The organism is Vibrio natriegens NBRC 15636 = ATCC 14048 = DSM 759 (assembly GCF_035621455.1).
GTDB classification, from domain to species: Bacteria; Pseudomonadota; Gammaproteobacteria; order Enterobacterales; family Vibrionaceae; genus Vibrio; species Vibrio natriegens.
On sequence record NZ_CP141822.1, the window covers coordinates 2,200,544 to 2,219,539 of the forward strand.

Sequence of the window (18,996 nt, forward strand, 5' to 3'; positions counted from 1 at the left end):
GCATGCTCTATCCTTAAACCAGTGTAAGTTGGTTTAAATATTGATAAGAGGGAGAATAACTTATGGGCATCATATCTTGGATAATCTTAGGTTTGATCGCAGGAGCATTAGCAAAGTGGTTAATGCCTGGCAATGACGGTGGTGGTTGGATTGCCACAATGTTTTTGGGGATTGCTGGTGCGTTTGTTGGTGGCTTTTTAGGAAGCTTTCTGGGGCAAGGTGGCGCTACGGGTATTAACGTCGGCAGTATTATTACGGCGACTTTAGGGGCATTTGTGATCTTGTTTGTCTATAACCGTTTTCTTAAGTGACCATTCGACCAATCTAGAAGAGTACAAGTATTGCAACACTACTTGTACTTTTTTATGCAGTTCCCCTTCCAATCCACGTCAAAATGACCATAATTGCCACCTCAATTTTTAAGAGGTTTACATTATGGATTGTCGCTTAGGCTGTGGCGCGTGTTGTATCGCCCCAAGTATCTCTTCACCGATTCCCGGCATGCCAAACGGTAAGCCCGCTGGTGTTCGTTGCGTACAACTTAACGATGACAACCTTTGTAAGCTATTTGGTCAGCCTGAGCGACCAAAAGTCTGCCATGATTTCAAACCTTGTCCCGTTGTGTGCGGAAAGACCAACCAAGAAGCGCTGACGAATATTACTGAATTAGAGCAGTTAACGTAGGCCTTGCCCTATCTTTTCTACCTACTTCACCGTTGCACTATCTTCGTTCTTTCGGTTTCATCTCTGAGACACTGTCGTACAAACCATTCCTATTCTTTTCTTTTCGTGTTTTGCCTCACACTTAACTGACAATTCTCAACTATGTTCAGCAAGTTATCGAATAAGAAATAGGAAATTGCATGAATAAATATTTGGCTGAGGCTTTTGGTACGTTCTGGTTGGTACTAGGTGGTTGTGGTAGTGCGGTATTGGCCGCTGGATTTCCCGAAGTCGGCATCGGACTGTTAGGCGTGGCTCTGGCATTTGGTTTAACCGTTCTCACCATGGCATTTGCTATTGGCCATATTTCCGGCTGCCACTTGAACCCTGCCGTGACAATTGGCCTTTGGGCTGGCGGTCGTTTTGAGAAGAAAGAGGTTTTACCTTACATCATCGCTCAGGTCATTGGCGGTATCATCGCGGGTGGCGCCTTATACGTGATTGCATCGGGTCAAATTGGCTTTGATATTGTCGCCTCAGGATTTGCAGCGAACGGTTACGGTGAGCACTCACCCGGCCAATACTCGATGTTAGCCGCTTTAGTGACAGAAATCGTCATGACCATGATGTTCTTGATTGTCATTATGGGCGCAACAGACAAACGAGCACCGGAAGGGTTTGGACCAATTGCTATCGGCTTGTGCCTCACGCTTATTCATTTAATCAGTATTCCTGTGACAAACACTTCGGTGAACCCTGCACGGAGTACCGCTGTGGCTATTTATCTCGGTGACTGGGCCATCTCTCAATTATGGCTGTTCTGGATTGCGCCAATCATTGGGGGTATTGTGGGTGCGATTATCTATAAAAACCTACTGGCTTCAGATTCAAGCAATTAACCTTCCTATATGCCGTCGATAAGAAAACAACATCACTCGATAAACAGACAGAAAAAAGCCGCTGAATTCAGCGGCTTTTATTATAATTTGTGTCGACCTAACAGTGAGTGTGACAAGGTGGTGCCATCAACAAGTTCAAGTTCACCGCCAACAGGAACACCATGTGCAATTCGGCTTGCCTCGACTTGATGCTCTCTGCACAATTCCGCGATGTAATGTGCCGTAGCTTCACCTTCTACCGTTGGGTTGGTAGCCAGAATCACTTCAGTAATATCACCTCGGCGAAGACGATAATCGAGCACATCTAAGCCAATATCACTTGGACCGATACCATCAAGCGGAGATAAATGCCCCATCAAAACAAAGTATCGTCCGGAGTATTGTCCTGTCGCCTCTACGGCTGCGATGTCTGCCGGGCTTTCCACCACACAGATCTGACCGTTTTCCTGTCTTTTAGGATTGGTACAAATATGGCAGATGTCTTCTTCAGTAAAAGTACGGCACTCTGAGCAATGGCCAATTTCCGTCATTGCCTGACTAAGAGCATCGGCGAGCTGTAAGCCGCCTTTTCTATCTCGCTGTAACAAATGAAAGGCCATACGCTGCGCCGACTTGGGGCCAACCCCAGGTAGACAACGTAAGGCCTCCATCAATTGTTCCAGCATATGACTGGTACGCATTGAAAATCCGCTTAATTAGATTTCAGCAGATTAGAATGGCATTTTCATACCTGGTGGTAGTTGCATACCGCCAGTTACAGAAGCCATTTTCTCTTTTTGAGTTTCTTCAACGCGACGAGCCGCATCGTTGAATGCAGCCGCAATCAAATCTTCCAGCATTTCTTTGTCGTCTTCCATCAAACTTTCATCGATGTCAACACGACGTACATTGTGGCTACCAGTGATTGTAACTTTAACTAGACCAGCACCAGACTCGCCAGTTACTTCCATATTCGCGATTTCTTCTTGAAGCTTTTGCATGCGATCTTGCATTTGCTGGGCTTGCTTCATAAGGTTGCCCATACCGCCTTTACCAAACATGTTTATCTCTCTGGTTTGTGATACCAATCGTAGTAAATAACTGGTCATTCTAGCTTGTTAAAATACTCGATAACATCGTTGCAACTTTTCATTGTAGAATAACTACTTATCGAAAAATTACGCCTTGTCCTCAAGTATTTTTCCTGCGCTATTTCTGCTCATTTATTTACTGTGATTGCTATGAGGTGTTGCATCAATTAATGGGGTTATGACTTAACGTTTTCAACCCCACTCCGTTCGATTATTAGATAGGGCGCACGCTATCTTTCACAAGCTCTGCAGCAAATCGACGTTCAATAAAATGAACGTTTGGATCGTTTTCCAGACTATTCAGCGCTTGTTGTAACTTTTCTTGATAGAGTCGATCTCGCAATTCTAACGGTGTCTCACCAGCATCACTAATTTCCACTGTTAAATGGCAATCTTCACCCAAAAGCGTATTTAGAGCTTTGAGCAATTCACCTTGTGCTCTATCTGTATTTAAGTGTGCCTGAGCACTTCTCAGCTGCAAAGAAACGGTGGAACCTTCTTTACTATAATGTGAGTTTAGCGCAAGTTGCTCCACCAGCTTAGGCATGTTCATCAGACTGATGAGTTTTGCCCACTCATTTTGCTCTAGAGACTCATCGACCAGCTTTTGCGCCATTTCAGGTGTTTTTTCATGCTCAAGCGCTTGTTTGAGCTGCGTAGGTGTCAGTTTCGTATTAACTTTCGTCTCAGCAGGTTTGCTTGGACGCCAGCGATACGCTTCTTCAACGACTTGCTCTTCCGATTGAGGCATTGAGCTTGGCGACACCTGCGCGGAACTGCCGTGTCTTTGCGCGACACGATCAAGAACCGACTCTGGTTTAGCAGATGTCGCTTTAGGCTTTTTTGGACCACCACTTTGCTGCGGGGCACTTTGTTGTAAACCCTGACGCTGAGAGCGAAGTTGGTGACGTAAACCACTTAAGCCGCCACGAGACGGTGCTGCTTGAACCCGCTCTGACGCTTGCTGAGGTTGAGCCTGAGGCGCAGGGTTCTCACTCATTGGTGGCGCCATATCATATTGAGCAGGTGGCACTTCGTACTCAGCCGGTTGATACTCTGGCTGGTATTGAGGCGCTTCCTGCATTGGAGCCTGATTGTTGACTACAGGCTGGCTTACTGGCTGATTAACTGGTTGCGGTGACGACACTTGCGACGGACGCGACTGCGGGGGTTGAACCGACGCTTGTTGATTTGGCGTAGCATTACCCTGGCTCGATCGAGCTGCCGGCGCTGTTTGTTGCGTTGGAGCCGCAGTAGAAATAGTGTTAGCAACGTTATTCGCCGACGGACGAAATGCCATCATGCGCAATACGATCATTTCCATGCCAACACGGCCGTTTGGTGACAATGAGAGATCTTCACGACCTTTTATCGCAACTTGATAATAAAGCTGCACATCTTGTGGGCTGAGCGCTTTACTTAATAATTCTATTTTTTCTGCATCAGGCTGAGCTTGATCTAAAGTAGATGGCAAAGCTTGATACATAGCAATTCGATGTAATTGGGAAGCCAACTGTTGCAACAGGCCGTCCCACTCAACGCCATTGGACGCCAGTTGTTGAATTTTCTCTATCGCTTGCTGAGGCTGCTTGCTACTGATCGACTCAAGTAAGTGAATCGCCTGATCGGTGTCGATCGTGCCTAGCATATGGCTAACGGTATCCACTTGTACCACACCATTGCCTAAAGCTATCGCTTGATCAGTCAGGCTCAGTGCATCACGCATACTTCCATCAGCCGCATGGGAAATCATACCCAAAGCTTTAGACTCTGCTGAGACCTGCTCTTGCTCAAGGATATAATCAAGCTGCTGGTGAATCTCATCAACACTGATTGGCTTCAGATGGAACTGCAGACAACGAGACAAAATCGTCACAGGCAGCTTTTGCGGATCGGTTGTCGCCAGTAAGAACTTAACGTATTCCGGCGGCTCTTCCAGTGTTTTCAACAGTGCATTGAAAGAGTGACGCGACAACATGTGTACTTCATCGATGAGGTACACCTTAAAGCGTCCGCGAGCAGGCTTGTATTGAACGTTGTCTAACAGTTCACGAGTGTCTTCAACTTTAGTACGTGAGGCCGCATCGATTTCTAGCAGGTCAACAAATCGACCCTCATCGATTTCGCGGCAAGTATCACATTGACCACAAGGGGTTGCGGTAATACCGGTTTCACAGTTCAGCCCTTTGGCGAACAAACGGCCGATACTCGTCTTACCAACACCACGAGTACCACTAAACAAGTACGCATGATGGAGTCGATTTTGCGCTAACGCATTCTCCAATGCCGTCAGGACATGTTTCTGTCCCACGACTTGGTCAAACTTATTAGGACGCCATTTTCGCGCTAAAGCTAAATAACTCATTGAATGTATTAATGTCCTTCGAAATCGCAGATGCTGTACACATTTAGACCTAACACTTCTAAACGCTTATCACCACCGATTTCAGGTAGATTGATAACGAATGCAGCATGCTCAACTTCCCCACCTAATTGGCGAATCAGTTTCGTTGTTGCTTCGATAGTACCGCCAGTTGCTAGCAAATCGTCGACAACAAGTACTTTGTCACCTTCTACGATCGCGTCAGTATGGATTTCTAATGTATCCATGCCGTACTCTAACTCATATGACTGAGCAATCGTTGGACGTGGCAGTTTTCCTGGCTTACGTACTGGAACAAAACCCACACCTAGCTCAAGCGCTAGTGGCGCACCAAATAGGAAACCGCGCGCTTCTGTACCCACAACTTTTGTAAATCCCATCGCTTTGTAACGTTCAACCAATAGGCCAATAGTCGCCTGATACGCTTTCGCGTCTTCTAGCAGACTGGTCACGTCACGGAAAAGGATGCCTGGTTTTGGGTAATCTTGGATGCTTTTGATGCTAGATTTGATCAGTGAAATTGTTTCTGTAGTCATAATACCGATTTACTTAGATTGGCTCATCACCCTCTCGCTATCTCAGTATCACGAGGGCAACGAACAATAGGTTTTCATCGCTATGTGTTTATATTCGTAAACTCACAGGTGCTGAAAATACAAACGCCCACTCGAAGAGCGGGCACACTATTCCCTACAATATTAGTGATTTTCTTCTCGGTCAGCAACCGGCTCAATCACAGGTAGCCGCATAAACCAGCTAAGTAAAACGATTGCCATTCCTAAAAGTGCAATTTTCACCCAAACGACAGGGACAACAACAATTGAAATCGTAAAGCTGATCACAATAAAAATCGCGCCACGTTGTTTTACTTTAGGCTCAACGGATCTATTTTGATTCCAGTTATACAAAATAGGGCCAAACGTATTGTGATTATGTAACCAATGATGGAATGCTGGGCTGCCTCGCACAAAACACGCACTGGCGAGCAAGATAAATGGAGTAGTTGGTAGTAGAGGAAGGACAATTCCGGCTATGCCGAGCAAAATGCAGAGTCCACCAACGATATTGAATAAGTAACGCTTAATACGAATGGTGAACTCCAGAAACGATAGCTAGTTTGTTAGCCCGCGTAGCCGTTGAATACACGCAGCCAGGTTAACGTTGCAGGTAATGTTGGGATCATAAGTACTGCAATGAAACCTAAAAAGTACAAAATATTATAAGGCTCTTTAAACTCTTTGTCTGCCATGATGTTTCTTCTCACTATTTGACTTTGCTTCTCCCATGCCGCAACGTTAAGCACACGTTACACAAATGGGTCATTATTGTTTAGGCGCTGACTATACCTTATACAGGCGGTGATAAACACAAACAAAAAGTAAGGTTATTAATCTATCAATACGATTGAATGGCTCGAAAACGATATAAAAAAAGCAGCATTATTGCTGCTTTTCGTTTACCAGATTCGTATCTAGTGAATTATTCGTGGCGAGTGATATTTAGGCTAAAACTTGAAGAGCCCAGACATCCGATAGACAACTGCCCAGCGGTATTTAGCGGCAAGTCCCTGGTGATGAAGTTTTTCAAGCTGCCACCACCCAAGCTATTTCCTGCTGCGATATGCTGGTTAGAATCACCATTTGACCACTGGCTATCTAAACCCGCAGGCAAAATCGAGACCGTAGATGACGCCAAATCTGCAACGCCAAACACAGCATTAATTGGCCCTGCACATTCCGAGCATTCAATACCCTTCTCAATGATTCCCACCATGTCTTTAAGATCGGCACTAAAGTTCTTTAAGTTGCGTAGGTAATCATCAAATAATGCGCGTATGAGTAAAGTGGTCCCTACTCCGCTGTTACTTTGGGAAGCAGAGTCCACCAAGTAGAAAGCAAACTGTCCATTCATCAGCCAACGATAATCGAACACCAACGGCATTACGTCTGTCGATTGAAGTAGCCGGTATGAACAACGCCAGTCTCCTTGAGAAGCATCCTTATCCGGTAATAGTGCATGAAGCAAATCTCTTGCCGCATTCGGGTTTTCTTGCAAGTACTCTAAATGCCAGTGAAGCTCTTGTTCATCTGGTATTTCTCCACCATCATCAACCCTGAACCATTGACTTGAAAAGTCACGTTGTTCAGAAAAATGACAGTCACAATCCTCAAGCGTATTATCGATAGCTTGTGTTAAATGTTTATAGTTACCTATCGGTTTGGGAAGAAAGTCTTTAATACCAAAACGCAACGCCTTTGCAACGTCTGACATTTCATCCGTGCCAGACACCACTATAAGCGGCAACGATGGATATTCCAGGCTGACTTCTTCGACGAACTCTATACCATCCAACAACGGCATAGATAAATCACATAAGACAAGATCGGGTTGGCATTCCCTAAGTTGTTGAAGTGCGTCTAAGCCATTTTCAGCTTCTACTACCTCAAAACCCTGACTTTCTAAATAGGCATTAGTTACATTGCGAAAAATGGCATCATCATCCACTAACATAATGAGTTTATGATGAACCGCTTCCTGCGCCGAGACCATTGCCGTATGACTGTGAGCCTTAAACATACCTTTACACCTCACATAGGTCAGTCAAAAACAAGTTTTTATTAAGTCTTTATTATTGTTGTACTTTTATCGATGAATCCCCCGCCATTTAAAGGCTTAGGTGGTCTCACCTCGTTATAAAACGTAGTCTGAAAAAGGCGTTTATACAAATATTCATTGGAATAGCATAGCTATATCAATGTTTGCTCGTAGCGGCCTGGTGTGGTCAAATAGTGCAACATGTTGACTTAAAGCAATCTTTCATAGCAAAGTTAATTATAAATTAGCGTCAATTAGTAACTTAATGTGTCTGGAAATATGAAATTAGATGATTTAAACCTATTTCGATTGGTTGTCGAAAATGGGAGCTATACAGCAACTTCGCGAAAAACTATGATTCCGGTTGCGACCATCACCCGACGCATTCAAGCGCTAGAAGACTCTGTTAATCTTCGACTACTGAACCGTCATGCTCGTAAGCTTTCTCTTACCGAAGCTGGTGAACGCTTTTACAAAGAATGTTCACCACTACTGCAAAGCCTAACTTCTACCGCCGAGGAAATTACAGACGACTGTCGTGGCGCATCCGGGCGAATCAAAATATCGGCTCCGTACAATCTAACAAAACGTATGATGATGCCGATGTTCAATGGCTTTATGAAGCAGTACCCCGATATAAATATTGAGCTAACAACAGAAAATAACGCGGATAAACTCGATCCAACAGAATGGGATGTCATCTTCCGAGTAGGTCCACAGCGTGACTCCAGCCTGATTGCTCGTAAAGTGGGCGAAGTAAAAGACATTTTGGTTGCGAGCCCTGACTACCTTGCGGTAAACCCAGCACCAGAGCACGCTGAGGAGCTTTCTAATCACTCTCTGCTTAAAGGCTACCCTTTAATCAAGTGGACACTGAAAAACAGTAAGGGAGAGTCTGTCGTAAACACGGATCGTGCACGCTTTCAGGCTAATGCACTGAATGTGGTTCGCAGTACCTGCTCTGAAGGCCTGGGCATCACTTTGATGCCGAATGTTATGGTCAAAGAATACATCGAACGTGGTGACTTAATTCGTATTCTGCCAGACTGGAGTGCTAACCCTCGCGATATCTATATGCTGTATAATCATAAAGATCATTTGCCAGAAAAAGTACGCCTCTTCATCGACTACGTGATTGCTTATAACATTCACTAAGTCACTCTCATGAGAGCGGGGTAGACTCCCCCGCTTAAGTAAGAGATAGCGACCTAAAACAAAAAACCAGAGCATTAAGCTCTGGTTTTTTAGTTCATAAGGAAGCGAAAATTACGCGCCTTCGTTATGAAGCTCTAGGTTCGCTAAATCTTGCTGAATCTCACGTTGAGTTTTTGCATCATCGTTACGCAAGCCATCTAGGAAGTCTAGGTACTGCTGATCAATGTCACCCGTCACATACTCACCGTTAAATACCGATGTATCAAACTGGGTGATGTCTTGGTTACCAAGGCCAACGGCTTGAACTAAATCCTCAAGCTTTTGGTAGATCAACGCATCTGCGCCAATATGCTTACAGATAGTCTCGTTGTCACGACCATGAGCGATTAGCTCGGTAGCACTTGGCATGTCGATACCGTAAACGTTCGGGAAACGAACTTCTGGAGCAGCTGAGACCATGTATACACGTTTCGCACCAGAGTCACGAGCCATCTCAATGATCTGCTCTGACGTCGTACCACGAACGATAGAGTCATCAACCAAAAGTACATTCTTGTCTTTAAATTCAGAACGAATCGCGTTCAGTTTACGGCGTACAGACTTCTTACGCTGTTGTTGACCCGGCATGATGAACGTACGGCCTACATAGCGGTTTTTCACAAAGCCTTGACGGTATGGTTTGTCGATAGCTTGTGCAATTTGCAGAGCAATATCACACGAGGTTTCTGGAATTGGGATAACAACGTCGATATCAAGATCAGCGTAGTCTTCACTGATACGTTCACCTAGCTTTTTACCCATTTCAACGCGAGCGCTGTAAACAGAAATTTTATCAATGAATGAGTCAGGACGAGCAAAGTAAACAAACTCAAAGATACATGGGTTTAGCTTTGGATTATCTGCACATTGTTTAGTGTATAGCTCACCATCGAAAGTTGCGTAAACCGCTTCACCTGGTGCCACGTCTCGAACAAAGTCAAAACCTACTGCATCAAGAGCAACAGACTCAGATGCCACCATGTATTCAGTACGACCCTTTTCTTCGCGTTTACCCAAACAAAGAGGACGAATGCCATTCGGGTCACGGAATGCAATCATACCGTGGCCAATGATCATTGCAGTTACTGCGTATGCGCCGCGAATTGTACGATGGACGTTAGTCACCGCGCGGAAGACGTCTTCTGTCGTTACATTGCCTTTCACAGAATCGATTTCGTGAGCAAGCACGTTCAGCAACACTTCTGAATCTGACGTCGTGTTGATGTGGCGACGGTCTTTTTCAAACAGCTTTTGGCGAACTTCGTGAGCGTTGGTTAAGTTACCATTGTGGGCAAGTGTAATACCGAAAGGAGAGTTTACGTAGAAAGGCTGAGCTTCTGAAGCACTTGAACTGCCAGCAGTTGGGTAGCGTACATGACCGATACCAACTTCACCTTGCAAGCGTTGCATATGTTTTGCTTCGAACACATCCTTGACTAAACCGTTCGCCTTACGCAGACGAAAACGATTGCTTTCTATGGTACAAATACCCGCTGCATCTTGGCCACGATGCTGTAACACCGTTAACGCGTCATAAATAGACTGGTTTACAGGGGTTGTGCCCACGATTCCAACAATACCACACATGTCCTAATCCTCGATTTGCGACAGTAGCTGGCACTACTAGATAGTGCCAGAAAGAAAACTTGACGTTGCTTGTAAATGCTCAAAGAAGGGAGCGATCACACGTTTGAACTCAGGGACTAACTGTGACGCTTTCCACCAATCCGAGCTTGGGAATGCGGTAAACGCATCCATAAAAAACAGTACCGCAGAAACAATTAGAACTCCGCGTAAACCACCAAAGACCATACCAAGAAGTCGGTCAGTACCTGATAGCCCTGTTTTTTGTACTAGTTGGCCAATGACATAATTCACCACTGCACCAACAATTAGTGTTGCGACAAATAATGCCGCTATCGCAGCTCCGTTTCGGAACATGTCGTCTTCGATATTGGAGAAATATACCGCCAATTTGGTGTAGTAGTTACTGGAGATAAAAAACGCTCCAAACCAAATCACCAAAGACAACGCTTCTTTAGCAAAACCACGAACTAAACTGATCAAAGCTGAAAACCCGATCACCCCTAAAATGACAAAATCTAACCAATTCATATTTTCTTCATCTTAAGTTGGCGCGCATTTTAACAGAAAAAATGCTGACGCAAACGTTTTCTTATGGATTTAACGGCTTAAATTTAAGCAATTGACCTTTTGAGCCAGTAATTTTTTGTAATTCTTGAACTTGTCGTTCCAGTTTACTTTTTGACACATCTGGGCCAACAATGACACGCGTAAATTCATTTTCTTGTTTCGTGTGAGCCTGATAACCACGCTTTTGCAAATCGGCAACTAACGCGACCGCATTGTCATGATTCTTAAGTGCCATCAACTGAATGATCCATGCAGAATCTTCATATTGATTTTTCTCAACAACCGGACGAGCAGCGACTTCAACTTGCTCTGGTTGTTTAGTCTCTTCTTTCTGAGCTACCGGTTCAGGTTCAGGTTGCGGTTTTGAAACGGCAACCTGAGGCTCTTCTGACTCCTGCACCACGGCCTCTACTGGAGAGTCAGGCAATGCAATATCATCTTCGACAGGCTCGAGTATTTCGAAGTTTTCCACATCACTATCAAGCTCAGGTTTGATAGGAATGCTGGCAAATTCTTCTTTGTAGTGAAGTTTTTTACCATCTAGTACATCTGGGAGCACAATCACTCCCACTGCCACCAGAATGATAGTGCCGACTAAACGACTCTGAAATTTACTTGCCATCAAATTACCTTTGGTTATTTATTACTTGCTTGCCAATGCTCCAACACCTCACCCACGGTATGGAAAGAACCAACCACCAAAATAACATCGTCTTGTTGTGCGCTTGTTTTCGCACTTTCAAACGCTTCTACGGGTGTCTGGAACTGAACTTGCCCCTGAGGTAAGTATTGACACAACTCCTCTGCAGTCGCAGCACGAGGGCCTGTAAGCGATGCTGGGTACCATTGAGTGGCAATAGGTGCCAGTGCTTCAACGGTGGCTTTTATGTCCTTATCGTGCAGCATAGCAATCACAACATGGATGTGCTTACCCGCATACTGATGCTTCACCTTTTCCACTAAATATTCAGCAGAGTGTGGATTGTGAGCAACATCAAGTACGATTTCTGGCTCGCTCTGTAACACCTGCATTCGACCTGCGAGTCGAGCATTATTCAAGCCATTGACGAGGTTTATGTCAGTGATTTGCAATTCTGAAGCACCAAGCGCCATAAGTGCTGTCGCCGCGTTTGGCAACGGCAGTGACGGGACAGGTAAATCTTCAAGATCGAACGCACCACTTGTCCAACTCCAACCTTTGTCGGTCAGTTTATAGTCAAACTGGATGCCAACCTGGAAAAACTCTGCACCGATATCGTCCGCGTGCGCGGCCACAGTTGCAGGAGGTAAAGGCTGACCACAGATGGCAGGCTTACCTGAGCGGTAGATGCCCGCTTTTTCATATCCGATAACATTGATGTCATCACCAAGCCAATCAACATGGTCAACAGCTAAGCTGGTAATGACAGAGACATCGTGATCAACGACGTTGGTGGCATCCAAACGGCCACCTAAACCCACTTCGAGCAGGACAACATCTACTTTTTCTGTCTGAAAGATTCGTAATGCGGCAAGAGTTCCAAATTCAAACAAACTTAACGTGATATCACCACGCTGCTTTTCTACAAAGTCGAACGCTTGGCAATGTTTCGCGTCTTCTACGTCTACGCCATTAATGCGTACACGCTCGTTATAACGAATCAGGTGGGGTGAACTGTAAACACCTACTGAATAGCCGGCGTCTAATAAAATCGCTTCCATTAACGCACACGTTGAGCCTTTACCATTGGTACCGGCAACAGTGATAACCGTCGGAGCTGGTTTTGTGAGGTTGGCTTTACTTGCTACCGCTTGAACACGGTCTAAGCCTAGGTCGATTGCTGAGGAATGAATATTTGCTAAATAATCAAGCCACATCTCTAGAGAGGATGTGGCTTGAGGAATTGAGTTTTGGGTCATCTAACTTTAACCATTAATTTCTTTGGCTTTATGTTAGTTGTTACTTTACCCTTTTTCGTCCACTTCTGGTACAGAATATGGCTCTTCATTTGGAGATTCGTTAACCGAAACCACCAATGGAGACTTGTGGTTAGTCATCTTAGCGATAAGACCACCCACACGCTGACGCATTTCACGACGATCAACGATCATATCGATAGCACCGTGGTCAAGCAGGAACTCACTGCGCTGGAAGCCTTCTGGAAGATCTTCACGTACCGTTTGCTCAATTACGCGACGACCCGCGAAACCAATCAACGCTTTAGGCTCACCAATGTTGATGTCGCCTAACATTGCCAAACTTGCTGATACGCCACCCATGGTTGGGTCAGTCAGGATTGAGAAGAACGGCAGACCTTTTTCAGACAGACGTTCAAGTGCTGCACTGGTTTTTGCCATTTGCATTAGAGACATCAATGCCTCTTGCATACGTGCGCCACCACTTGCAGAGAAACAAACAAGTGCACAGTTGTTCTCGATTGCAGCTTCTACCGCTTTAACAAAGCGAGCGCCTACGACAGAACCCATTGAGCCGCCCATGAAAGAGAACTCAAACGCACAAGCTACCAGAGGCATGCCTAGTAGTTCACCCTGCATTACAACCAATGCGTCTTTCTCACCGCTGCTCTTTTGAGCCGCTGAAATACGCTCTTTGTAGCGCTTAGAGTCTTTAAACTTCAGCTTGTCTTGAGGCTCAAGATCAGAACCCAGTTCAACACGGTTACCTTCGTCCAGGAATGTTTCCAAACGACGACGCGCTTTCATACGCATGTGATGGTTACACTTAGGACATACTTCTAGGTTACGCTCTAGTTCAGCATGGTACAGAACCTGCTCACAAGAGGTACATTTAGTCCACACACCTTCTGGGATAGAAGCTTTACGTGAACTTACAAGATTGCTTTTTTCTAAAATCTTTTCAAGCCAACTCATGGAAGACCTTTTCTCTCAACTCTTCCGCTTCATTGCGAAAGATAGTAATTCGAAATAACACCGACGGATTAAACCATATCTTGCCGCTACTGTAGATAAAAAACTGGTTGTACCTATTTTTGTTATCATAAATAGCGCATAGTTTCCGTACACATTCAGTGTAAGCTACCGATATTTTGAAGCAAGTTTGTAAATTTAGTTCAAATTATCTGGTAAAAATAACGGGCCGATCGGTACGCGTGGTAAATCAAACTCTTGCGGATAATCTACATCGACCAAATATAGGCCTTCTGCTTTTGCTGTCGCTCCGGCAAGTTTGCGGTCTTTTGCCTCTAACAGCCACTTAATCCATTCAGGATTTTCTTCGCCACGTCCAACTTTTATCAGGCTGCCTGTAATATTGCGCACCATATGATGAACAAAGGCGTTCGCTTTAATATCAATGACAACATAATCACCATGACGAGTCACGTTCAGGTGCATCATGTTGCGACATGGACTCAGAGACTGACAGTGAGCTGCTCGAAATGATGAAAAGTCATTTTCTCCCAACAAATACTGACCTGCTTGATGCATTTTTTTCTCATCCAGATCACCATGATAGTGACTGACACCCGAACTTAAGATACCCGGGCGTAAAGCGTGATTGAAAATGATGTAGCGGTAACGGCGCGCTGTTGCTGAGAATCGAGCATGGAAATCGTCTGATACTTCCTTTGCCCAGCGAACAGCGATATCACCTGGCATGTTCGCATTTGCGCCCATCGTCCAAGCCACCATTTTTCGATCTACGTTGGTATCAAAGTGAACAACTTGTCCGGTGCCGTGTACACCAGCATCAGTACGACCTGCACATTGCACTTCTACAGGGTGGTTTGCAACGATAGACAATGCTTTTTCCAGCTCTTCCTGGACGCTTTTTACGTCTCTCTGGCGTTGCCAACCAAAGTAGTTTGTACCGTTATACTCGATACCTAATGCGATTCTCATCTTAACCTTCGAACTCTAAAATGGGGCGGGAAGTATATACCCAACTCACCTCTAGTTGCCAGTTTCAGCGAGAATGACTTGGCTTGCAGAGACAAAAAAAGGGCGGCTTACGCCACCCCTATTGATTTATCGACCATTGATGGAGTCGATGAGGTTTTTCGCTTCACGGCGAACGTCATCTTCACCGAATACAATGGCTTCTTCCAGCAGTTTGATCGCCCCTTTCGGATCGTTCATTTCCAGGTATATCTTAGCCAAATCCAGCTTACCTGCACCTTCTGCATCGGAATCGACGTCCACATCAGTGATGTCACCAATGACATCCGGAAACTCATTTAACCCAACATCCAGCTTCAAGTCTTGTTCTTCAAACTCTCCACTCTCGTTATCAACCTGTGCCATCAATTCATCAATCGTCATGAATTGACTTTTCTTAGGATCAAAATCGTCCAGGGCCGTTTGCTGTTCCCAGTTTTCTTCAGCAATTTCTGGTTCGCTCAGAGCCTCTCCTGAGTTCCAGATGTCTCGCTGATCTTCAGGTACATCCTCAGCTTCCGACGCGCTATTATCATTCGGTGTTTTAAAACCTTCCCAATCGTCACCGATATCAAACATGGTCTCGAAGTCCATGCCGGCGCTGTCTATCGTGTCGCGATCTAACTGGCCTTCAAAAGCTTCAGATTCGCCTTTTTCAGATAACAGACTTTCCATATCAGACTCAGCTAAACCAGCAATGTTTGGTTCTTGAGTGGTTTGAGTCGGTTCTGGCTCTGCATCAAGGCCATTCTGCTGCTGGGCAAACAGTTCGAACAGTGCATCATGATCGTTGTCTGCTTTCAGCGTAATTTTAGGGCTGACGGGTGCTTCTGAATCTGGTGCCGTCCTATCAGACATAGACGCAAGCGCGTCATCTTCTGTGAATTCTGGCAGTTCTAGTTCATCAATTTCAAACTCGTCGTCCGCTTCTGAAACGGCTTCACGTCGTTCACTTTCCGATTCGGCTAACTCTGGCTCATCCGCCATGGAGGCCAAGGCGTCTTCTTCGCTGAACTCTGGCAGTTCTAACTCATCAAATTCAAACTCATTGTCCGCTTCTGAAACGGCTTCACGTCGTTCACTTTCCGAATCTGCTGACTCAGGCTCATCCGCCATGGAGGCCAAGGCGTCTTCTTCACTGAACTCTGGTAGTTCTAACTCATCAAATTCAAACTCATCGTCTGCTTCTGAAACGGCTTCAGGTCGTTCACTTTCCGATTCGGCTAACTCTGGCTCATCCGCCATGGAGGCCAAGGCGTCTTCTTCGCTGAACTCTGGCAACTCTAACTCATCAAATTCAAACTCATCGTCCGCTTCTGAACCAGCTTCTGGTCGTTCAATTTCCGATTCTGCGAGCTCCGGCTCATCCGCCATGGATGCCAAGGCGTCTTCTTCACTGAACTCTAGCAATTCTAACTCATCAAAAGCAAATTCGTCTTCGTCACTCTCTTCGGACGTTGTAGCAGTGGGCTCTAGTTCCTGTTTTGGTTCGGACTCTGGTTCAGATTCATCCAGTAACCAGTCCTCTTCGAGCGGCATGCCAAATTCATTTTCAACGGCATTCGGCGTTGGTGTAAATTCAGGCTCAGATTCCTTTTCTTTTGTATTTAGAGATTCTTCTTGCTCATCAGACAACGAACCCAGCTCAGAAGGCTCCTCTTTGTTGTCTTGATCTTCAGAACTTGCGTCATCGTGACTTGATTCAAAAAGCTCATCCAACTCACGCATCAAAGGATCGTATTCGAGTGAGATATCCTCAATATCTTCCAAGAATTCATCACTAACAGCCGTTTCACTCGCTTGCTTTTCAGGTTCTTGGTTCTCAGGCTGTTGCAATAGCTCAGGCTGATGCTCATTAAGAAGCGCATCAATATCTAAATCTAAGTCCGTCTCAAGCTCTAGACTATCCTCCGCAGAATGAACTGGCTCTATTTGACTCGCTTGGGCTTCTTCTAATGGGAAATCTTGCGTACTTTCTGCTTGAGGAGCACTCTGCTCTCGCTGGTTAAGCTCGCTTTCTGGCGTATCATCCTCACGAATAAGATCATCAAACGGATCGAGTTCACTATAGACCTCATCTTCTAACGAATGATTAATGTCATCATCAAGCAACTCATCAAGCAAATCGACACTGTCTGCGTCCAGCTCTTCGAATTCCTCACTGCCAAAGCCTGACAATGATTCTAGTTCGTCAAGCGGATCAAATTCGTCGTCGGCCTCATCGCCATCAAATTCGATAAGTTCATCCAATAAGTCCGTGCTGTTCTCATCGATATTGTCATTACTATCGGATAAGTCGAAAAGGCTGTCATCCAACTCTGAAGCACTGAGCTCTTCGGTTTTCGTCATGCCCTCTTGTTCATTGGAATCAAGCGAAGGCTCCACTCCACTAGCAGGCGTTTGCACTTCAGACTGCTCATACTGAGCCAGAAGGTTGTCAATTTCATCATCTGATGCTTCACCGGCAGTAAACGAATGCTCTGAAACAGTTGATGAATCTTCATCCAAGTCACCAGCAGTATCATCAAGTTCAGCTAACAATTCGTCCAACGTCGCTTGGTCTATTTGCGCACTAACTTCTTCGTCTTCCGGTGTGTCGTCGGCTAATAGCTCTGCGAAGAGATCTTCTTTTTCAAACTCTTCACTCTCACCTTCCGACAGGTCAAAGTCTGGTTCATCAAGGACTTCGAGTTCCGGCGAGGCCTCGTCTAACGCTCGCTCCATTTCTTCAAGGCCAAGCGCTTTCTCTTCACCATTGACTTTGATTCCGTTCGTTGAGGATTCAAACTCGTCAAAGCCGACATCAAGGTCACCATCGTCACCAATACCAGCGAAAGGATCTTCGCCATCATCACCTTCTAGATTGAAATCAAGCTCTTCATCCTCAAGACCAGCAAAAACATCATCCTCTAACTCAGGAGTGCTCGCCTGCTCAGATAAAATCTCGTTCTCTTCATCGGCGAAGAGATCGTCATCCAGATTCAATTCTTCTTCGAGCTCATCCGCTGCAGCCAAACCAATTGGGGCCGCTAGTGGATCAACCGCTGGAGATTGCTGCTGCGAAGCTGGAGCTGGCTCTTCTTCTTTGCTGCGACGACCGAGTAGCATGACGACTAAGAACGCAAGTAACGCGCCTGGAATAAGCGCCGCCAGTCCCACAAGCCAGCCATTAGATAAGAACTTGTCTAATGCGGTTGGCTGCATGCGCTGCTGCTCATCAGCTCGCTGGCGCTCTTCTGCCAACAGTTTTTCAACTTCTGAGCGGATACGCTCTTCATCGTTAAGTTCATTTTTCAGTGTCTGAACTTCACTCTGCACTTCTGACAGCATCAGGCGTAAACGATGATTTTTTTCTTCCAGAGAACTGAGCTCGCTCTGTGAACCTTGCAGTTTCGCTTTGAGCTCGGTGACTTGCTGCTCACCTTTTGCAGACGTATTGACTGGCGGAACGGCAGCAATAGGTTCATCGGCATTAACCGGTTCAGCGTTAACAGGCGTAACCGACTCTGGTTGCGTAGAAACTGGTTGAGGGGAAACGGGTTCTTGCTTGACTTGCGGTGCTGTTGGCTGTGGCTCTGCGCGCTTAACCGCTTTTGGTTTAGTGACCTGCTTAGTCTGTTTGAGTTTCGCCTCATGCGCCTTCATGATTGCGACGGCTTGCTCTGTGCTCGCACTTTGCACTTGCTCCAAGGAAGGAAGACGCAGTCTGCTTCCCGGGATCAGTTCGTGGATATTTTGATTTTCGAACGCTTGAGGGTTGATTCGATAGATAGCAAGCAACGTTTGTTGAACTGTCACGCTGCGAGATGGCCGCACTTGAGACGCGATCGACCATAACGTCTGATTTTCACCCGTAGGCCCAATAAAACGAGAAGGCTGAGAATTTGCAGGAGGAGCGGGTAATGCTCGTTCAATCTCTTCAGCATAGCTAGGAGACGATTGCACTTCACCTGAAGGTCCAACAAGACGAATTCCTTCGGCTTGAACCACTGACGATGTCTGAGTCGCGCTTATTAACACTAAGGTTGTTAACAAACGCTTATAAATTTGGCGCATAGAAGGCTCAGTTTTGTGCTTGATACAATTTGAAATGGTGATCAGTTAAATATATCGGATATATCAAGCAAAACTATAGCTTTAG

At 45.5% G+C, this 18,996-nt stretch carries 18 protein-coding genes; 4 read left to right on the forward strand and 14 right to left on the reverse strand.

The window, feature by feature from the left end; translation table 11 throughout:
- The first annotated feature begins 62 nt into the window (after nucleotides 1-62).
- The 3 genes from VER99_RS09925 (at nucleotide 63) to aqpZ (ending at nucleotide 1,562) form a co-directional block, all read left to right on the forward strand.
- Nucleotides 63-311, forward strand: coding sequence for a GlsB/YeaQ/YmgE family stress response membrane protein (locus tag VER99_RS09925; RefSeq protein WP_014232592.1), 249 nt, complete (start codon nucleotides 63-65; stop codon nucleotides 309-311).
- Nucleotides 312-435: 124 nt separating this feature from the next.
- On the forward strand, nucleotides 436-684 hold the full coding sequence (locus tag VER99_RS09930) for a YkgJ family cysteine cluster protein (RefSeq protein ID WP_014232593.1): 249 nt from the start codon (nucleotides 436-438) through the stop codon (nucleotides 682-684).
- A gap of 179 nt (nucleotides 685-863) precedes the next feature.
- Nucleotides 864-1,562 (forward strand): aquaporin Z, encoded by a 699-nt coding sequence (aqpZ, locus tag VER99_RS09935; protein ID WP_020334558.1) that lies wholly within the window; start codon nucleotides 864-866, stop codon nucleotides 1,560-1,562.
- 80 nt (nucleotides 1,563-1,642) lie between these two features.
- Here the strand turns inward: aqpZ and recR are convergent, their stop codons facing one another.
- The 7 genes from recR to VER99_RS09970 form a co-directional block, all read right to left on the reverse strand.
- A complete protein-coding gene (gene recR / locus VER99_RS09940; protein ID WP_014232595.1) occupies nucleotides 1,643-2,242 on the reverse strand; it encodes a recombination mediator RecR in 600 nt (199 codons plus the stop codon).
- Nucleotides 2,243-2,272: 30 nt separating this feature from the next.
- Nucleotides 2,273-2,602: a YbaB/EbfC family nucleoid-associated protein gene (locus tag VER99_RS09945; RefSeq protein WP_014232596.1), complete on the reverse strand. Its 330-nt coding sequence runs from the start codon at nucleotides 2,600-2,602 to the stop codon at nucleotides 2,273-2,275.
- A 244-nt stretch (nucleotides 2,603-2,846) separates the two neighbouring features.
- Nucleotides 2,847-4,997, reverse strand: a complete 2,151-nt coding sequence (gene dnaX, locus VER99_RS09950; protein ID WP_020334559.1) for a DNA polymerase III subunit gamma/tau — start codon at nucleotides 4,995-4,997, stop codon at nucleotides 2,847-2,849.
- 8 nt (nucleotides 4,998-5,005) lie between these two features.
- A complete protein-coding gene (apt, locus tag VER99_RS09955) occupies nucleotides 5,006-5,551 on the reverse strand; it encodes an adenine phosphoribosyltransferase (protein ID WP_020334560.1) in 546 nt (181 codons plus the stop codon).
- 162 nt (nucleotides 5,552-5,713) lie between these two features.
- Nucleotides 5,714-6,118, reverse strand: a complete 405-nt coding sequence (locus VER99_RS09960; RefSeq protein WP_024373045.1) for a YbaN family protein — start codon at nucleotides 6,116-6,118, stop codon at nucleotides 5,714-5,716.
- A gap of 17 nt (nucleotides 6,119-6,135) precedes the next feature.
- Nucleotides 6,136-6,264 carry a hypothetical protein gene (locus tag VER99_RS09965; RefSeq protein ID WP_014232600.1) on the reverse strand — a complete coding sequence of 43 codons (129 nt, stop codon included), beginning with the start codon at nucleotides 6,262-6,264 and terminating at the stop codon, nucleotides 6,136-6,138.
- A gap of 230 nt (nucleotides 6,265-6,494) precedes the next feature.
- Nucleotides 6,495-7,592: a response regulator gene (locus VER99_RS09970; RefSeq protein ID WP_014232601.1), complete on the reverse strand. Its 1,098-nt coding sequence runs from the start codon at nucleotides 7,590-7,592 to the stop codon at nucleotides 6,495-6,497.
- A gap of 297 nt (nucleotides 7,593-7,889) precedes the next feature.
- On the opposite strand from VER99_RS09970, the gene VER99_RS09975 reads away from it, so the two are divergent.
- Entirely contained in the window at nucleotides 7,890-8,765 is an 876-nt protein-coding gene (locus tag VER99_RS09975; protein WP_020334562.1) for a LysR family transcriptional regulator, read from the forward strand.
- Between the two features lie 111 nt (nucleotides 8,766-8,876).
- Here the strand turns inward: VER99_RS09975 and purF are convergent, their stop codons facing one another.
- From purF to VER99_RS10010, 7 genes are all read right to left on the reverse strand, one after another.
- Nucleotides 8,877-10,391, reverse strand: a complete 1,515-nt coding sequence (purF, locus tag VER99_RS09980) for an amidophosphoribosyltransferase (protein ID WP_014232604.1) — start codon at nucleotides 10,389-10,391, stop codon at nucleotides 8,877-8,879.
- A gap of 36 nt (nucleotides 10,392-10,427) precedes the next feature.
- The gene (locus VER99_RS09985; protein ID WP_020334563.1) at nucleotides 10,428-10,919 is read right to left on the reverse strand and encodes a CvpA family protein; all 492 of its coding nucleotides are present in this window, start codon (nucleotides 10,917-10,919) and stop codon (nucleotides 10,428-10,430) included.
- A 61-nt stretch (nucleotides 10,920-10,980) separates the two neighbouring features.
- On the reverse strand, nucleotides 10,981-11,580 hold the full coding sequence (locus VER99_RS09990; protein WP_020334564.1) for an SPOR domain-containing protein: 600 nt from the start codon (nucleotides 11,578-11,580) through the stop codon (nucleotides 10,981-10,983).
- Nucleotides 11,581-11,594: 14 nt separating this feature from the next.
- Nucleotides 11,595-12,857: a bifunctional tetrahydrofolate synthase/dihydrofolate synthase gene (gene folC, locus VER99_RS09995; protein ID WP_020334565.1), complete on the reverse strand. Its 1,263-nt coding sequence runs from the start codon at nucleotides 12,855-12,857 to the stop codon at nucleotides 11,595-11,597.
- Between the two features lie 45 nt (nucleotides 12,858-12,902).
- On the reverse strand, nucleotides 12,903-13,829 hold the full coding sequence (gene accD / locus VER99_RS10000) for an acetyl-CoA carboxylase, carboxyltransferase subunit beta (RefSeq protein ID WP_014232608.1): 927 nt from the start codon (nucleotides 13,827-13,829) through the stop codon (nucleotides 12,903-12,905).
- Nucleotides 13,830-14,024: 195 nt separating this feature from the next.
- Nucleotides 14,025-14,819 carry a tRNA pseudouridine(38-40) synthase TruA gene (truA, locus tag VER99_RS10005; RefSeq protein WP_014232609.1) on the reverse strand — a complete coding sequence of 265 codons (795 nt, stop codon included), beginning with the start codon at nucleotides 14,817-14,819 and terminating at the stop codon, nucleotides 14,025-14,027.
- A gap of 126 nt (nucleotides 14,820-14,945) precedes the next feature.
- Nucleotides 14,946-18,911 carry a FimV/HubP family polar landmark protein gene (locus VER99_RS10010; protein ID WP_020334566.1) on the reverse strand — a complete coding sequence of 1,322 codons (3,966 nt, stop codon included), beginning with the start codon at nucleotides 18,909-18,911 and terminating at the stop codon, nucleotides 14,946-14,948.
- Between the last annotated feature and the right edge of the window lie 85 nt (nucleotides 18,912-18,996).

What these genes read in the sequence shown, in the direction of transcription:
- VER99_RS09925 (WP_014232592.1), top strand. Translation starts at nt 63, where the DNA reads ATGGGCATCATATCTTGGATAATCTTAGGTTTGATCGCAGGAGCATTA.
- VER99_RS09930 (WP_014232593.1), top strand. Translation starts at nt 436, where the DNA reads ATGGATTGTCGCTTAGGCTGTGGCGCGTGTTGTATCGCCCCAAGTATC.
- aqpZ (WP_020334558.1), top strand. Translation starts at nt 864, where the DNA reads ATGAATAAATATTTGGCTGAGGCTTTTGGTACGTTCTGGTTGGTACTA.
- recR (WP_014232595.1), bottom strand. Translation starts at nt 2,242, where the DNA reads ATGCGTACCAGTCATATGCTGGAACAATTGATGGAGGCCTTACGTTGT.
- VER99_RS09945 (WP_014232596.1), bottom strand. Translation starts at nt 2,602, where the DNA reads ATGTTTGGTAAAGGCGGTATGGGCAACCTTATGAAGCAAGCCCAGCAA.
- dnaX (WP_020334559.1), bottom strand. Translation starts at nt 4,997, where the DNA reads ATGAGTTATTTAGCTTTAGCGCGAAAATGGCGTCCTAATAAGTTTGAC.
- apt (WP_020334560.1), bottom strand. Translation starts at nt 5,551, where the DNA reads ATGACTACAGAAACAATTTCACTGATCAAATCTAGCATCAAAAGCATC.
- VER99_RS09965 (WP_014232600.1), bottom strand. Translation starts at nt 6,264, where the DNA reads ATGGCAGACAAAGAGTTTAAAGAGCCTTATAATATTTTGTACTTTTTA.
- VER99_RS09970 (WP_014232601.1), bottom strand. Translation starts at nt 7,592, where the DNA reads ATGTTTAAGGCTCACAGTCATACGGCAATGGTCTCGGCGCAGGAAGCG.
- VER99_RS09975 (WP_020334562.1), top strand. Translation starts at nt 7,890, where the DNA reads ATGAAATTAGATGATTTAAACCTATTTCGATTGGTTGTCGAAAATGGG.
- purF (WP_014232604.1), bottom strand. Translation starts at nt 10,391, where the DNA reads ATGTGTGGTATTGTTGGAATCGTGGGCACAACCCCTGTAAACCAGTCT.
- VER99_RS09985 (WP_020334563.1), bottom strand. Translation starts at nt 10,919, where the DNA reads ATGAATTGGTTAGATTTTGTCATTTTAGGGGTGATCGGGTTTTCAGCT.
- VER99_RS09990 (WP_020334564.1), bottom strand. Translation starts at nt 11,580, where the DNA reads ATGGCAAGTAAATTTCAGAGTCGTTTAGTCGGCACTATCATTCTGGTG.
- folC (WP_020334565.1), bottom strand. Translation starts at nt 12,857, where the DNA reads ATGACCCAAAACTCAATTCCTCAAGCCACATCCTCTCTAGAGATGTGG.
- accD (WP_014232608.1), bottom strand. Translation starts at nt 13,829, where the DNA reads ATGAGTTGGCTTGAAAAGATTTTAGAAAAAAGCAATCTTGTAAGTTCA.
- truA (WP_014232609.1), bottom strand. Translation starts at nt 14,819, where the DNA reads ATGAGAATCGCATTAGGTATCGAGTATAACGGTACAAACTACTTTGGT.
- VER99_RS10010 (WP_020334566.1), bottom strand. Translation starts at nt 18,911, where the DNA reads ATGCGCCAAATTTATAAGCGTTTGTTAACAACCTTAGTGTTAATAAGC.